Source organism: Arsenophonus endosymbiont of Aphis craccivora (assembly GCF_013460135.1).
Classification (GTDB): Bacteria; Pseudomonadota; Gammaproteobacteria; order Enterobacterales; family Enterobacteriaceae; genus Arsenophonus; species Arsenophonus nilaparvatae.
Genome location: NZ_CP038155.1, coordinates 1,498,339 through 1,514,042 on the forward strand (window position 1 = coordinate 1,498,339; position 15,704 = coordinate 1,514,042).

At 45.0% G+C, this 15,704-nt stretch carries 10 protein-coding genes, 2 tRNA genes, 3 rRNA genes and 1 pseudogene; 4 read left to right on the plus strand and 12 right to left on the minus strand.

What is annotated here, in order from left to right; all coding sequences use genetic code 11:
- Positions 1–277 precede the first annotated feature (277 nt).
- From rrf to E3U36_RS07710, 6 genes are all read right to left on the minus strand, one after another.
- Positions 278–393, minus strand: a 5S ribosomal RNA gene (gene rrf, locus E3U36_RS07685).
- 154 nt (positions 394–547) lie between these two features.
- A 23S ribosomal RNA gene (locus E3U36_RS07690) occupies positions 548–3,451 on the minus strand.
- A 336-nt stretch (positions 3,452–3,787) separates the two neighbouring features.
- Positions 3,788–3,863, minus strand: a tRNA-Ala gene (locus E3U36_RS07695).
- Between the two features lie 67 nt (positions 3,864–3,930).
- Positions 3,931–4,007 (minus strand) — tRNA-Ile (locus tag E3U36_RS07700).
- 66 nt (positions 4,008–4,073) lie between these two features.
- Positions 4,074–5,618, minus strand: a 16S ribosomal RNA gene (locus E3U36_RS07705).
- The 16S, 23S and 5S rRNA genes sit together here with 2 tRNA genes alongside, the layout of an rRNA operon.
- A 514-nt stretch (positions 5,619–6,132) precedes the next feature.
- The gene (locus E3U36_RS07710) at positions 6,133–7,056 is read right to left on the minus strand and encodes an IS5 family transposase (protein WP_180816040.1); all 924 of its coding nucleotides are present in this window, start codon (positions 7,054–7,056) and stop codon (positions 6,133–6,135) included.
- Positions 7,057–7,337: 281 nt separating this feature from the next.
- Here E3U36_RS07710 and purH point away from each other — a divergent pair, with 281 nt between their 5' ends.
- Positions 7,338–8,927 (plus strand): bifunctional phosphoribosylaminoimidazolecarboxamide formyltransferase/IMP cyclohydrolase, encoded by a 1,590-nt coding sequence (gene purH, locus E3U36_RS07715; RefSeq protein ID WP_180816112.1) that lies wholly within the window; start codon positions 7,338–7,340, stop codon positions 8,925–8,927.
- A 16-nt stretch (positions 8,928–8,943) separates the two neighbouring features.
- Positions 8,944–10,227: pseudogene (gene purD, locus E3U36_RS07720) on the plus strand (phosphoribosylamine--glycine ligase).
- A 5-nt stretch (positions 10,228–10,232) separates the two neighbouring features.
- Here purD and E3U36_RS07725 read toward each other — a convergent pair.
- From E3U36_RS07725 to E3U36_RS07745, 5 genes are all read right to left on the minus strand, one after another.
- On the minus strand, positions 10,233–10,823 hold the full coding sequence (locus E3U36_RS07725; protein WP_238337426.1) for a DUF1481 domain-containing protein: 591 nt from the start codon (positions 10,821–10,823) through the stop codon (positions 10,233–10,235).
- A gap of 98 nt (positions 10,824–10,921) precedes the next feature.
- The gene (locus tag E3U36_RS07730; RefSeq protein WP_119711947.1) at positions 10,922–11,194 is read right to left on the minus strand and encodes an HU family DNA-binding protein; all 273 of its coding nucleotides are present in this window, start codon (positions 11,192–11,194) and stop codon (positions 10,922–10,924) included.
- 221 nt (positions 11,195–11,415) lie between these two features.
- Positions 11,416–12,003 carry a YjaG family protein gene (locus tag E3U36_RS07735; protein ID WP_180817584.1) on the minus strand — a complete coding sequence of 196 codons (588 nt, stop codon included), beginning with the start codon at positions 12,001–12,003 and terminating at the stop codon, positions 11,416–11,418.
- A gap of 74 nt (positions 12,004–12,077) precedes the next feature.
- A complete protein-coding gene (gene nfi, locus E3U36_RS07740; protein WP_180816113.1) occupies positions 12,078–12,746 on the minus strand; it encodes a deoxyribonuclease V in 669 nt (222 codons plus the stop codon).
- Between the two features lie 64 nt (positions 12,747–12,810).
- Positions 12,811–12,999 (minus strand): hypothetical protein, encoded by a 189-nt coding sequence (locus E3U36_RS07745; protein WP_180816114.1) that lies wholly within the window; start codon positions 12,997–12,999, stop codon positions 12,811–12,813.
- Here E3U36_RS07745 and E3U36_RS07750 point away from each other — a divergent pair.
- Positions 12,993–13,916 (plus strand): IS5 family transposase, encoded by a 924-nt coding sequence (locus E3U36_RS07750; protein WP_180816115.1) that lies wholly within the window; start codon positions 12,993–12,995, stop codon positions 13,914–13,916. The two genes, E3U36_RS07745 and E3U36_RS07750, sit on opposite strands and share 7 nt — an antisense overlap.
- 45 nt (positions 13,917–13,961) lie before the next feature.
- Here E3U36_RS07750 and E3U36_RS07755 read toward each other — a convergent pair whose 3' ends face one another.
- Entirely contained in the window at positions 13,962–14,522 is a 561-nt protein-coding gene (locus E3U36_RS07755) for a PhoPQ-activated protein PqaA family protein (protein ID WP_180816116.1), read from the minus strand.
- Here E3U36_RS07755 and E3U36_RS07760 point away from each other — a divergent pair.
- The gene (locus tag E3U36_RS07760) at positions 14,516–15,439 is read left to right on the plus strand and encodes an IS5 family transposase (RefSeq protein ID WP_180815895.1); all 924 of its coding nucleotides are present in this window, start codon (positions 14,516–14,518) and stop codon (positions 15,437–15,439) included. The genes E3U36_RS07755 and E3U36_RS07760 overlap by 7 nt on opposite strands.
- Positions 15,440–15,704 lie beyond the last annotated feature (265 nt).

The following is a 15,704-nucleotide window of genomic DNA, read 5'->3' on the forward strand; positions in this document are numbered from 1 at the left end:
ATAAAACTCATCATTTAGAAGCATAGTTGCATCTTAAAGTTCAAGAAAAATGAAAATAAAACAAATTTATAAAAATATTTATATATTTGACAAGTTTTTTAATAAACAACAAAAAGCCCTGTGATATCTTCACAGGGCTTACTTTCGATATTATTGGCGGTGCTGACGGTGCTCGAACCCGCGCCCCCTGCGTGACAGGCCGGTATTCTAACCAACTGAACTACCGCACCACCCGATTCATTTCACTAACGGTCTTTCCCATTATTATTAAATTAAAGTCTGGCAGCTCCCTACTCTCACATGGGGATACCCCACACTACCATCGGCGCTACGGCATTTCACTTCTGAGTTCGGCATGGGGTCAGGTGGGACCACCGCGCTATTACCGCCAGACAAATTCTTTTCTATTTATCCCGTCTTATTTCGCTGCCTTATAGTCTGCTCACCTACCTCAGTAGCGAACATACCTCGGCCTTCAGCAAAATCCGACCAGATTCAATCTCAAAACAAGCTAAAATTCTCTCTCTCAAAACACCTTCGGTGTTGTCAGGTTAAGCCTCTCGGGTCATTAGTACTGGTTAGCTCAACGTATCGCTACGCTTACACATCCAGCCTATCTACGTCCTCGTCTCGAACACCCCTTATAGGACATTACTGTCAGGGAAGACTCATCTTGAGGCCAGTTTCCCGCTTAGATGCTTTCAGCGGTTATCTCTTCCGCACTTAGCTACCAGGCGATGCCATTGGCATGACAACCTGTACACCAGTGGTGCGTCCACTCCGGTCCTCTCGTACTAGGAGCAGCCCCCCTCAATCTTCCTTCGCCCACGACAGATAGGGACCGAACTGTCTCACGACGTTCTAAACCCAGCTCGCGTACCACTTTAAATGGCGAACAGCCATACCCTTGGGACCTACTTCAGCCCCAGGATGTGATGAGCCGACATCGAGGTGCCAAACACCGCCGTCGATATGAACTCTTGGGCGGTATCAGCCTGTTATCCCCGGAGTACCTTTTATCCGTTGAGCGATGGCCCTTCCATTCAGAACCACCGGATCACTAAGACCTACTTTCGTACCTGCTCGCGCCGTCACGCTCGCAGTCAAGCTGGCTTATGCCTTTGCACTAACCTCACGATGTCCGACCGTGATTAGCCAACCTTCGTGCTCCTCCGTTACGCTTTGGGAGGAGACCGCCCCAGTCAAACTACCCACCAGACACTGTCCTCAGCCCGGATTACGGGCCTAAGTTAGAACATCAAACATTAAAGGGTGGTATTTCAACGTTGGCTCCATGCAGACTGCCGTCCACACTTCAAAGCCTCCCACCTATCCTACACATCAAGGCTCAATGTTCAGTGTCAAGCTATAGTAAAGGTTCACGGGGTCTTTCCGTCTTGCCGCGGGTACACTGCATCTTCACAGCGAGTTCAATTTCACTGAGTCTCGGGTGGAGACAGCCTGGCCATCATTACGCCATTCGTGCAGGTCGGAACTTACCCGACAAGGAATTTCGCTACCTTAGGACCGTTATAGTTACGGCCGCCGTTTACTGGGGCTTCGATCAAGAGCTTCGCCTTACTGCTTACCCCATCAATTAACCTTCCAGCACCGGGCAGGCGTCACACCGTATACGTCCACTTTCGTGTTTGCACAGTGCTGTGTTTTTAATAAACAGTTGCAGCCAGCTGGTATCTTCGACTGGCTTCAGCTCCGGATGCTAGACCCTTCACCTAATGCCAGCGTGCCTTCTCCCGAAGTTACGGCACCATTTTGCCTAGTTCCTTCACCCGAGTTCTCTCAAGCGCCTGAGTATTCTCTACCTAACCACCTGTGTCGGTTTTGGGTACGATTAATGATTACCTATCGCTTAGAGGCTTTTCCTGGAAGCTGGGCATCAACTACTTCACCACCTTGGTGGCTCGTCATCACGTCTCAGTGTTGTAGCAGTGCGGATTTGCCTGCACTACCCACCTACTCGCTTAAACCGGGACAACCGTCGCCCGGATAGCCTAGCCTTCTCCGTCCCCCCTTCGCAGTAACCATTAGTACGGGAATATTAACCCGTTTCCCATCGACTACGCTTTTCAGCCTCGCCTTAGGGGTCGACTTACCCTGCCCCGATTAACGTTGGACAGGAAACCTTGGTCTTTCGGCGAGCGGGTTTTTTACCCGCTTTATCGTTACTTATGTCAGCATTCGCACTTCTGATACCTCCAGCAGACCTCTCAGTCCACCTTCTACGGCTTACAGAACGCTCCCCTACCCAACAACATCTAAATGTCGCTGCCGCAGCTTCGGTGCATGGTTTAGCCCCGTTACATCTTCCGTGCAGGCCGACTCGACCAGTGAGCTATTACGCTTTCTTTAAATGATGGCTGCTTCTAAGCCAACATCCTGGCTGTCTAAGCCTTCCCACTTCGTTTCCCACTTAACCATGACTTCGGGACCTTAGCTGGCGGTCTGGGTTGTTTCCCTCTTCACGACGGACGTTAGCACCCGCCGTATGTCTCCCGTGATAACATTCTTCGGTATTCGTAGTTTGCATCGGGTTGGTAAGTCGGGATGACCCCCTAGCCGAAACAGTGCTCTACCCCCGAAGATGAATGCACGAGGCGCTACCTAAATAGCTTTCGGGGAGAACCAGCTATCTCCCGGTTTGATTGGCCTTTCACCCCCAGCCACAAGTCATCCGCTAATTTTTCAACATTAGTCGGTTCGGTCCTCCAGTTAGTGTTACCCAACCTTCAACCTGCCCATGGCTAGATCACCGGGTTTCGGGTCTATACCCTGCAACTTAACGCCCAGTTCAGACTCGGTTTCCCTACGGCTCCCCTATACGGTTAACCTTGCTACAGAATATAAGTCGCTGACCCATTATACAAAAGGTACGCAGTCACACCCTGTCGGGTGCTCCCACTGCTTGTACGTACACGGTTTCAGGTTCTATTTCACTCCCCTCGCCGGGGTTCTTTTCGCCTTTCCCTCACGGTACTGGTTTACTATCGGTCAGTCAGTAGTATTTAGCCTTGGAGGATGGTCCCCCCATATTCAGACAGGATAACACGTGTCCCGCCTTACTCTTCGAGTTCACAACACTTACCGTTTCAGATACGGGGCTATCACCCTTTATTGCTGGCCTTTCCAGACCCTTCTCCTGCGGTAAATATTGATGTTGACTCTGGGCTGCTCCCCGTTCGCTCGCCGCTACTGGGGGAATCTCGGTTGATTTCTTTTCCTCGGGATACTGAGATGTTTCAGTTCCCCCGGTTCGCCTCGTTTGACTATGAATTCATCAAACGATAGTGCATTAATGCACTGGGTTTCCCCATTCGGACATCGCCGGCTAATACGCTTCATATCAGCTTACCGACGCTTTTCGCAGATTAGCACGTCCTTCATCGCCTCTGACTGCCTAGGCATCCACCGTGTACGCTTCATTCGCTTAACCTCACAACCCGAAGGTGTCTTCTACTGTCTTTTTGTTGGGTTATGGATGCGCGTCCACCAATTCTGTGTTGGGCATTGCGCGCAATGCTCACGTACTTTAGTACGCTGCGCTTGCTGTGCGCTGGCCGCCTCGAATTGCTGACTGCTCGCTCATAACTCTTCATCATGACAACAAAAACCCAACTGATTGGAGTTTTGAGAGTTCTCCACACTATTTTTTTAATAATGTGTGTTTCAATTTTCAGCTTGTTCCAGATTGTTAAAGAGCATAATTATTCGCAGCATACTGTTGCCAGCCTGCTCTGAATAACTTTTTTTCTATTTTTATCTTGCAATATGGTGGAGCTAAGCGGGATCGAACCGCTGACCTCCTGCGTGCAAAGCAGGCGCTCTCCCAGCTGAGCTATAGCCCCATTAAGATTGTCGTATCATTACACCTTACTGCTAACCTTGCCTTTCAGCCACTTCCGTCAGCAATGTTGGTAGGCCTGAGTGGACTTGAACCACCGACCTCACCCTTATCAGGGGTGCGCTCTAACCACCTGAGCTACAAGCCTAATGATACATTCTGCTCAATCTTCATCAGACAATCTGTGTGAACACTCACATTCCATCTATCTAGGTAAGGAGGTGATCCAACCGCAGGTTCCCCTACGGTTACCTTGTTACGACTTCACCCCAGTCATGAATCACAAAGTGGTAAGCGCCATCCAAAAAGGTTAAGCTACCTACTTCTTTTGCAACCCACTCCCATGGTGTGACGGGCGGTGTGTACAAGGCCCGGGAACGTATTCACCGCGACATGCTGATCCGCGATTACTAGCGATTCCGACTTCATGGAGTCGAGTTGCAGACTCCAATCCGGACTTCGACGTACTTTCTGAGTTCCGCTTCCCATCGCTGGCTCGCCTCTCTCTGTATACGCCATTGTAGCACGTGTGTAGCCCTACTCGTAAGGGCCATGATGACTTGACGTCATCCCAACCTTCCTCCGGTTTATCACCGGCAGTCTCCTTTGAGTTCCCGACACTACTCGCTGGCAACAAAGGATAAGGGTTGCGCTCGTTGCGGGACTTAACCCAACATTTCACAACACGAGCTGACGACAGCCATGCAGCACCTGTCTCAGCGTTCCCGAAGGCACTCCTCTATCTCTAAAGGATTCGCTGGATGTCAAGAGTAGGTAAGGTTCTTCGCGTTGCATCGAATTAAACCACATGCTCCACCGCTTGTGCGGGCCCCCGTCAATTCATTTGAGTTTTAACCTTGCGGCCGTACTCCCCAGGCGGTCGATTTAACGCGTTAGCTCCGGAGGCCACAGTTTATGACCACAACCTCCAAATCGACATCGTTTACAGCGTGGACTACCAGGGTATCTAATCCTGTTTGCTCCCCACGCTTTCGCACATGAGCGTCAGTCTTTGTCCAGGGGGCCGCCTTCGCCACCGGTATTCCTCCACATCTCTACGCATTTCACCGCTACACATGGAATTCTACCCCCCTCTACACGACTCTAGCTAACCAGTCTTGAATGCCATTCCCAGGTTAAGCCCGGGGATTTCACATCCAACTTAATTAACCGCCTGCGTGCCCTTTACGCCCAGTAATTCCGATTAACGCTCGCACCCTCCGTATTACCGCGGCTGCTGGCACGGAGTTAGCCGGTGCTTCTTCTGTCGCTAACGTCAATTGCTAAGGTTATTAACCTTAACACCTTCCTCACGACTGAAAGTACTTTACAACCCGAAGGCCTTCTTCATACACGCGGCATGGCTGCATCAGGCTTGCGCCCATTGTGCAATATTCCCCACTGCTGCCTCCCGTAGGAGTCTGGGCCGTGTCTCAGTCCCAGTGTGGCTGATCATCCTCTCAGACCAGCTAGAGATCGTCGCCTAGGTGAGCCATTACCCCACCTACTAGCTAATCTCATATGGGTTCATCCGCAGGTGTGAGGCCAGAACGGTCCCCCACTTTGCTCCTTAGAGATTATGCGGTATTAGCCACCGTTTCCAGTGGTTATCCCCCGCCTTCGGCCAGATCCCCATACCTTACTCACCCGTCCGCCGCTCGCCGGCAAGGAAGCAAGCTTCCTTCCGCTGCCGCTCGACTTGCATGTGTTAGGCCTGCCGCCAGCGTTCAATCTGAGCCATGATCAAACTCTTCAATTAAAAGCTTGATGCTCAAAGAATGTTTTACTGACCGTAACGCCCTTTTGTTCAACCCGCTTTGCCGATGTTTGACCACCTTCGCCGCTGCCGTCCAAAATAACGTTACTGCATATTAGTTCATATATGAATTAACTGTTTGTCACTCTTCAAGACTTTAAAATCAAATATTTTTTGATGATGTCTTGCGAGTGCCCACACAGATTGTCTGATTAATTGTTAAAGAGCGTGCGACCTAGGCCGCGAGGTGGCGTATATTACGCTTTTCACCTGTAAAGTCAAGTAGTTATTTCTACTTTTCTTTACCATGCGTCAAGAAAATTCAATTCAATTGATTCGTTCTATACTGACTCAGTGGGGGCGCATTATAGGCAGTTTTACGCAGCTGGCAAGCTTAATTTTGCATAATTTTGTTTAATTGATTAATTAAACAGCAAAGCATTATATTATACCGAGGCTTTGTTGAATAAATCAGAATTAGCCGACAGGATGGCTCCCTCTGCTACACCTACACCTGTTATCCGATCCTGACGCTGTGTGGCATACCCAACAACGTCATACGGTTCAGCGCTTTGACCATCGCCATTGCTTCACCTACCTGAGCCTCATAGTCACGCAGCCTCAGATGGCCACCCAGCAAAGTTTTTATGCGGAACATCGCTGTTTCTGCCACTGAACGCCGGTGATAACCCACTTTCTTTTTCCACATATCATTACTCCTGCTCAGACGCTGATTCGCCACCGCATGGTTACGTTCATGGTACTTGTCCGGCCAGTATTTCGCTCCGCTTCGCGGCGGGATAAGGGGCCTGATTTTCTTTCTTAGCAACGCGTCGTGGCAGTAACAGGCGTCATAAGCACCGTCTGCTGACACTTCCCTGATTTTCCGGTGGGTTTGGTTAATCAGGCCCGGCAGTGCCTGCGCATCTGTCGTTCCGCTGAGCGATAAGTCGGCACAGATAATCTCATGAGTCACACTGTCTGCTGCCAGATGAAGCTTGCGCCACACTCTTCGTCTGTCAGCCCCATGCTGCCTGACTTTCCATTCACCTTCGCCAAAGACCTTCAGACCGGTACTGTCGATGACCAGATGCGAGATTTCACCACGCGTTGGCGTTTTTATGCTGATGTTGACGCTCTTTGCTCGTCTGCTGACCAGCGAGTAGTCCGGACAGCACAGCGGCAAAGACATGAGTTTAAAAATCGAATCAACGAAGCCCTGTAATGCCCGGAGCGACAGGTTAAACACACGCTTCATCATCAGGACAGTGGTAACAGCCATATCGCTGTAGTAAAGCGGCCGGCCACGACCTTCAGGCGAAGAACTGTCAGTCCATCCAGCGATGGCCGACTCATCAAGCCAGACCGTCAGGGAACCGCGTTGTCTGAGTGCCTTGTTGTACGCGGGCCAGTTGGTAATTTTAAACTTTTGCTTTGCCATGGGGACATGATGTTGAAACGAATTTAGCGATCAGATCCGCTAATCACCTAAAAGTTCGATTTATTCAACAAAGCCTTATACCGAATTATTAACAGAGTTATCCACAAAAATCAAATGACAAAAATTACAGCGAAATACGCAAACGTTTGCGTTACAATTGCGTTTGCGACAAAAAATATTTGATTAAAACTAGTTATTTTCGAATATCATTTGTAATAGCAAATAGCCATAAAATTTAATTAATGTTTTAAAACATTTTATTATTCCAAGGGATCTATTTCATGCCACAACTCCGCCCTATTCAGCGTGCTCTACTGAGTGTTTCTGACAAAGAAGGTATTGTTGAATTTGCTAAAGCTTTATCTCAACGTAAAGTTGAACTTATCTCTACCGGCGGTACAGCTAAATTATTGCTAGCGGCCGGGTTAACTGTTATAGAAGTTTCCGATTATACCGGATGGCCAGAAATGATGGCCGTCCGTGTCAAAACGCTTCATCCGAAAGTACATGGCGGTATTCTCGGCCGGCGCGGGCAAGATGACGAAATAATGAGACAACATCAAATTACGCCAATTGATATGGTTGTTGTTAATCTTTACCCTTTTGCAGAAACTGTTGCCAAGCCAGATTGTACGCTAGAAAATGCCATTGAGAATATTGATATTGGTGGGCCAGCCATGATCCGTTCTGCTGCCAAAAATTATAGAGATGTGGCGGTTGTGGTTAATAGTCAGGATTATCACAAAATCATCGAAGAGATGGATAATCAGCAAAACTCTCTAACTAACATGTTCCGCTTTAACTTGGCAGTTAAGGCTTTTGAACATACTGCCGCTTATGATGGGATGATTGCTAATTATTTTGGTAAGTTAGTACCTTCTTATTATGGTGAGATGAACCAGGCTTCAGGTAGATTTCCTCGTACATTGAACCTGAATTTTATTAAACATCAGGATATGCGTTACGGCGAAAATAGTCATCAAGCTGCGGCTTTTTATATAGAGAAAAATAGAGTAGAAGCCTCTGTTGCTACAGCAAGACAGCTACAAGGCAAATCGCTTTCTTATAATAATATTGCTGATACTGACGCAGCCTTGGAGTGCGTAAAAAGTTTTTCCAAACCGGCTTGTCTCATTGTCAAACACGCTAATCCTTGTGGTGTTGCGGTCAGTACTGATATCTGTGCGGCTTACGATCACGCTTTCAAAACTGATCCAACCTCTGCATTTGGTGGTATTATGGCATTTAATCGTGAATTAGATGCAAATACGGCTAAAACAATTATTGAGCGTCAATTTGTTGAAGTCATTATTGCACCTGCGGTTACTGAAGCTGCCCTCGCAATACTTGCAAGCAAACAGAATGTGCGTGTTCTGGCCTGTGGCCAATGGCATTCACCTATTGCAGGTTTAGATTTCAAACGGGTAAATGGTGGCTTATTGGTGCAAGATCGCGATTTAGGTTTAGTGACCAAAGCTGATCTACGTGTCGTTTCCAAACGTCAGCCAAGCGAACAAGAAATAGATAATGCCCTATTTTGTTGGCATGTGGCAAAATTTGTAAAATCCAATGCCATTGTTTATGCCAAAAATAATATGACAGTCGGTATTGGTGCGGGACAAATGAGCCGAGTTTATTCAGCGAAAATCGCGGCATTAAAATCGCAGGACGAAAATTTAGATCTTGTCGGATGTGCAATGGCATCTGATGCTTTCTTTCCATTCCGAGATAGTATTGATGCTGCCGCTACCGCAGGCATAACCTGTGTTATCCAACTAGGCGGTTCAATTCGTGACGATGAGATCATAGCCGCAGCTAATGAACATGATATCGCGATGATTTTTACTGATATGCGCCATTTACGCCATTAATTTAGGGAGCAATAACATGAATATTTTAATTATCGGCAATGGTGGTCGTGAGCATGCTTTAGTATGGAAAGCAGCACAATAACCTCTCGCTGACAAGGTTTATGTTGCACCCGGTAATGCCGGAACTGCACTAGAAAAAAATCTAACCAATATTAATGTTTCAATAACAGATATTACTGGATTAGTCGATTTTGCCAAAAATAATAATATTAGTTTAACGATCGTTGGACCAGAAACACCCTTAATTCTAGGCGTTGTTGATGCTTTTCAACATGCTGGTTTAACGATCTTTGGTCCCAGTCAAAAAGCAGCACAATTAGAAGGCTATAAAGCTTTTACGAAAGATTTTCTTACACGTCATCATATTCCGACCGCCACTTACCAGAATTTTACCGAAGTTGAACCCACACTCGCCTACCTAAACAAAATGGGCGCCCCGATTGTTATTAAAGCTGATGGGCTAGCCGCAGGTAAAGGCGTGGTTGTTGCTATGACTTTAGAAGAAGCCAAAAATGCTGTTCATGAGATGCTTGCCGGTAATACATTTGGCCAAGCTGGTCACCCTATCGTTATTGAGGAGTTTCTTGACGGCGAAGAAGCCAGTTTTATCGTAATGGTTGATGGTGAAAATGTCATTCCTATGGCAACAAGCCAAGATCATAAGCGTGTTGGTAATAATGATAGCGGGCCAAATACAGGTGGAATGGGGGCATATTCTCCTGCTACGGTTGTCACAGACATTATTCATCAGCGTGTAATGGATCAAATTATTTATCCTACGGTAAAAGGTATGGCGCTCGAAGATCGGCGATATCAAGGATTTTTATATGCCGGATTAATGATAGATAAACAAGGAAATCCAAAGGTTATTGAATTTAATTGTCGATTTGATGATCCAGAAACACAACCCATTATGATGCGCTTACAATCTGATCTGGTAGAACTTTGTCTAGCCGGCGCTAAAGGAGAATTAGCGGGTAAAACATCATGTTGGGATGAGCGCTGTGCCTTAGGTGTTGTCATGGCCGCTGAAGGTTATCCGGCCAATTATCGTAAAGGTGATATTATTGAAGGGAACAATGATAACCCAGCAGAAATGTGTAAAGTTTTTCACGCCGGAACAGAATTAAAACAAAACCAAGTCATTACTGCCGGTGGCCGTGTACTGTGTGTTACCGCGCTTGGAAAAACAATTCTCGATGCCCAAAAAGCAGCTTATCAGAAAGCAGAAAAAATATCCTGGACGGGTTGTTTCTATCGGGATGATATCGGTTATCGAGCACTTGCTCGTTTAAAATAAAAAATTTAAAGTTTCTTTTTTGTTGGCGCCCATAGACAGAAATTCTCATTGGCAACGAGCAATAACTCGTTGCCTTCTGGTGCTTCTAACCAGGCAATAGCCAAGTCATCTGAACTAGTCTTGGATCTTTGCAACAACCAATTTTCAGCTTGAGAGGTAAACGATGTATCACGTTTTTCACCACTACACGTTATAATTTGTCCTTGACGCCAATGACCTTGGTAAAGATGAACATTACCAGCAATAAGTGTGTTGCTCAATTCAATTAAACGCTCTGATTCAAATCGCCAGCGAAGAATATCATCCTTAGTTAAAGGAATTTTGTTATTATTTATTATGCGCTGCATAAAAATAATATGGTCATTTTGATCAAATCTTAGCTGTTGTTGCTGTTTATTTTTATAGTCAAAAGATTGATACCGAATTTGCCAAAGTTTATTTTGACGATATTCAAAGAAAGTAATGGTAGTATTTTTGTCTTGGTAAGGACTATATACAGCGACAATTACTTGATGGTTGCTTTTTTGATCATTTAAGCGCCATAACCTAACGACCCCGGCGTCAGAAATAAATCCACTTGCGCTAAATTCTGGCATTTTAGGTTTACTGGTGCAAGCGCCAAGTAAAATGAGGATGTGCCCAATCAAGAAAAGGGGTTGAATACCCCCTTTGAATATTCTCTTTCGCAACTGAATTACTTAACTGCTTCTTTCAGTGATTTTCCAGCAACAAATACTGGTACATTAGCGGCTTCAATTTTGAGTTCTGCACCTGTTTTAGGATTACGACCAGTACGAGCTGCACGATAATTAATCTTAAAAGTACCAAAACCAACGAATTGAACTTGCTCACCTTCTTTCAATGCATCTGTAATACATTCAATGACTGCTTCTAACGCACTTTTAGCTTGAGTCTTAGTCAAGTTTGCCTTTTGCGCGACACATTCAATTACATGACCCTTATTCATGTTCTTATTTACAGTCTTATTCATCAGTGATCCTTACACAGTGTGTTTATCATTTGCATATCATCGAGTACGTTGGATATGTAGAACCTATTAATTCTTAATATACGTCCCGAAAGTACTCCTCTCCACCTTCACTGTAGAGCATAGTATAGGCGAATGTGAAGCTTTAAAAGTCAGCATTTATGGTACCAAAGCACGTTTTTAAACACTATGAACGGAAATTAGGTAACCTTAATGCCAATATTGCTGATCCCTACTTCACGGAGGTCGGATTTTAATCCTTTAATCAGCGCTACATCCCGCTCTTCACAAGCGGCAAGTAAACGGTAAATCTCCCATTGAATATCCCATTCTTCTTCAATGGTAAGCAATTCTTTCAGTTCTTCATCAGACATCTCTTTACCTGTCTGAGTCATCTCAAACATTGCGATAGTTCGAATCAAAATTTTACTTACTTCAATAGCACTTTCTAATGTTTCCCCACTTAAGTAAGAATGAATTATTTCACTTAACGCAATACATGCATCAATAGCAGGATGAACTCCGTATATATCAAAATCATTTGCGACGGGAATAACTTCCTCTAACTTTTTCAACTGATTATCAAAATCAATTTTACTATCTTTAATAATCAGTGATTCCCAGATTAAATCTAAAATAATACGATAACGTATTGGATTTAAAAAGCTCGTTTGTTTACAAAACAATTGATAATTAGGATACATACGCTCACATAAACAGGCCATGAAAGTAATATGCCGCCAACTATCTAATTTTGCCAACCGCAAATGAATTGGGTTTCTTAACATTAAATTTCTACTCACTTACCTTTTACGCCGAAGTTTACCTGAAAATCAACAGGTTCCACATATTTTAAATTTAATTATGCCAAATTCTGTTTCATTCGATTAAAAAACGCTCTATTAGAAGAGATTCCATCAGCCCAACGAGTAGGTTCAGGTAAACGATAACCTTTAATACAATGCTTAACCCATAATAGTGAAGCATCTAAACTGATTTTATGGCCAGGTGAGATATACAGTGGTTTACATCTTTTTTTACTACGAAACACCCAACCAATTTGCTTATTATTATCATTCAATGGTTGGCAGCTTTCCACTATTTCATCTAAAGCTTCATGGTGACCACATAGACGACTTTTTGCTATACCTATCGTTGGAATATCTAATAAAAGACCCAAATGACTAGCTACTCCAAAACGACGAGGATGCGCAATTCCTTGGCCATCAACCATAATAAGATCGGGTTTATGTTGCAGTTTTTCCCAAACCGCCAGTAATGCAGGATACTCTCGAAAAGAGAGTAAACCTGGAATATAAGGAAATTCAGTCGGTATACGGGCAATATGATATTCAACAATAGCAAGTGAAGGCCAGTGCATAACAACCATTGCGGCTCGGGTTATAGTACCTTTTTCTTCCAATCCAACATCAGCACCAGCAATAAGATTAGGGGTAGCAAAATTATCTGTAAGAATAATTTGTTTAGCTTTTGTGGTCTGTTCCTGACGTAATAATTTGGTATCAATCATATTTATTTTTACTTAAAAAATTTTTATATAAATATATTTTATTATTTGTTTTATCACACAAAATTTAAAAAAATATATTTAAATAATTGTAAATATTTAATTTAGATTTAATAATAAATAAAAAAATATAACAATTATTATTTATCGGCATTTTATTTGTTTGGATAAACCGGCTTTGTTGAATAAATCGAACTTTTAGGTGATTGGCGGAGCTGATCGCTAAATTCGTTTCAACATCAGGTCCCCATGGCAAAGCAAAAGTTTAAAATTACCAACTGGCCCGCGTACAACAAGGCACTCAGACAACGCGGTTCCCTGACGGTCTGGCTTGATGAGTCGGCCATCGCTGGATGGACTGACAGTTCTTCGCCTGAAGGTCGTGGCCGGCCGCTTTACTACAGCGATATGGCTGTTACCACTGTCCTGATGATGAAGCGTGTGTTTAACCTGTCGCTCCGGGCATTACAGGGCTTCGTTGATTCGATTTTTAAACTCATGTCTTTGCCGCTGTGCTGTCCGGACTACTCGCTGGTCAGCAGACGAGCAAAGAGCGTCAACATCAGCATAAAAACGCCAACGCGTGGTGAAATCTCGCATCTGGTCATCGACAGTACCGGTCTGAAGGTCTTTGGCGAAGGTGAAAGGAAAGTCAGGCAGCATGGGGCTGACAGACGAAGAGTGTGGCGCAAGCTTCATCTGGCAGCAGACAGTGTGACTCATGAGATTATCTGTGCCGACTTATCGCTCAGCGGAACGACAGATGCGCAGTCACTGCCGGGCCTGATTAACCAAACCCACCGGAAAATCAGGGAAGTGTCAGCAGACGGTGCTTATGACGCCTGTTACTGCCACGACGCGTTGCTAAGAAAGAAAATCAGGCCCCTTATCCCGCCGCGAAGCGGAGCGAAATACTGGCCGGACAAGTACCATGAACGTAACCATGCGGTGGCGAATCAGCGTCTGAGCAGGAGTAATGATATGTGGAAAAAGAAAGTGGGTTATCACCGGCGTTCAGTGGCAGAAACAGCGATGTTCCGCATAAAAACTTTGCTGGGTGGCCATCTGAGCCTGCGTGACTATGAGGCTCAGGTAGGTGAAGCAATGGCGATGGTCAAAGCGCTGAACCGTATGACGTTGTTGGGTATGCCACACAGCGTCAGGATCGGATAACAGGTGTAGCAGAGGGAGCCATCCTGGCGGCTAATTCTGATTTATTCAACAAAGCCCAATAGATGCTAACCATGCAGTAAATCCTTGAGCTGACACACCAGAGACAATAAATTTTTTGATGTTCCATTTTTTTAATTCTTGTTTAGTAAACCGAATAGTTTGTAAAACAACGGCAGTCATAGGTATATCTAATGGTAATACCCTTCTTTCAGGATTATTCATAAATAACGACCAGTTCCGGGCAATAAAATCATATTGCTGATCATTTTCATTAAGAAATGTCTTGTCATCATTCGATATAACGTAGTTATTTACGATATTATTAATTGAAATAACAATAACATTAGTTCTTTCTGTAATATCAATCAGCATTTTTTTATTAAAATCTGGTGAAAAATTCTTATTATTATAACTATCTCCACTATTTATTATAATTATAATAAGAGCATATTTAGGCTTCGGTATTGTAGGAATGTATATATCAAGATTATGACGACATGTTTGTGGGGAAACTAGTTTTTCAGGGCTTTGTTGAATAAATCGAACTTTTAGGTGATTGGCGGAGCTGATCGCTAAATTCGTTTCAACATCAGGTCCCCATGTCAAAGCAAAAGTTTAAAATTACCAACTGGCCCGCGTACAACAAGGCACTCAGACAACGCGGTTCCCTGACGGTCTGGCTTGATGAGTCGGCCATCGCTGGATGGACTGACAGTTCTTCGCCTGAAGGTCGTGGCCGGCCGCTTTACTACAGCGATATGGCTGTTACCACTGTCCTGATGATGAAGCGTGTGTTTAACCTGTCGCTCCGGGCATTACAGGGCTTCGTTGATTCGATTTTTAAACTCATGTCTTTGCCGCTGTGCTGTCCGGACTACTCGCTGGTCAGCAGACGAGCAAAGAGCGTCAACATCAGCATAAAAACACCAACGCGTGGTGAAATCTCGCATCTGGTCATCGACAGTACCGGTCTGAAGGTCTTTGGCGAAGGTGAATGGAAAGTCAGGCAGCATGGGGCTGACAGACGAAGAGTGTGGCGCAAGCTTCATCTGGCAGCAGACAGTGTGACTCATGAGATTATCTGTGCCGACTTATCGCTCAGCGGAACGACAGATGCGCAGGCACTGCCGGGCCTTATTAACCAAACCCACCGGAAAATCAGGGAAGTGTCAGCAGACGGTGCTTATGACGCCTGTTACTGCCACGATGCGTTGCTAAGAAAGAAAATCAGGCCCCTTATCCCGCCGCGAAGCGGAGCGAAATACTGGCCGGACAAGTACCATGAACGTAACCATGCGGTGGCGAATCAGCGTCTGAGCAGGAGTAATGATATGTGGAAAAAGAAAGTGGGTTATCACCGGCGTTCAGTGGCAGAAACAGCGATGTTCCGCATAAAAACTTTGCTGGGTGGCCATCTGAGGCTGCGTGACTATGAGGCTCAGGTAGGTGAAGCAATGGCGATGGTCAAAGCGCTGAACCGTATGACGTTGTTGGGTATGCCACACAGCGTCAGGATCGGATAACAGCTGTAGCAGAGGGAGCCATCCTGGCGGCTAATTCTGATTTATTCAACAAAGCCGTTTTTCAGGTGACCACTCTTGAGATACCATTTTGTATTTTATAAGTTATATGTCGCCTATTGTCTCCTGCCTATATATAGAATATTTTAACGGATTGGAAGCTAATAATTGTTGATAATAGATAATAATATTTGAAAACTGAAAAAAATTTGCTGGTGATATCGAATGTTGCATATTTGAGGCAACGCTTTTAGTACAAAAACAAACG

Coding starts and splice junctions, on each gene's coding strand:
- E3U36_RS07730 (WP_119711947.1), bottom strand. CDS start 11,194: ATGAATAAGGGTCATGTAATTGAATGTGTCGCGCAAAAGGCAAACTTG.
- E3U36_RS07710 (WP_180816040.1), bottom strand. CDS start 7,056: ATGGCAAAGCAAAAGTTTAAAATTACCAACTGGCCCGCGTACAACAAG.
- purH (WP_180816112.1), top strand. CDS start 7,338: ATGCCACAACTCCGCCCTATTCAGCGTGCTCTACTGAGTGTTTCTGAC.
- E3U36_RS07725 (WP_238337426.1), bottom strand. CDS start 10,823: ATGCCAGAATTTAGCGCAAGTGGATTTATTTCTGACGCCGGGGTCGTT.
- E3U36_RS07760 (WP_180815895.1), top strand. CDS start 14,516: ATGTCAAAGCAAAAGTTTAAAATTACCAACTGGCCCGCGTACAACAAG.
- nfi (WP_180816113.1), bottom strand. CDS start 12,746: ATGATTGATACCAAATTATTACGTCAGGAACAGACCACAAAAGCTAAA.
- E3U36_RS07735 (WP_180817584.1), bottom strand. CDS start 12,003: ATGTTAAGAAACCCAATTCATTTGCGGTTGGCAAAATTAGATAGTTGG.
- E3U36_RS07750 (WP_180816115.1), top strand. CDS start 12,993: ATGGCAAAGCAAAAGTTTAAAATTACCAACTGGCCCGCGTACAACAAG.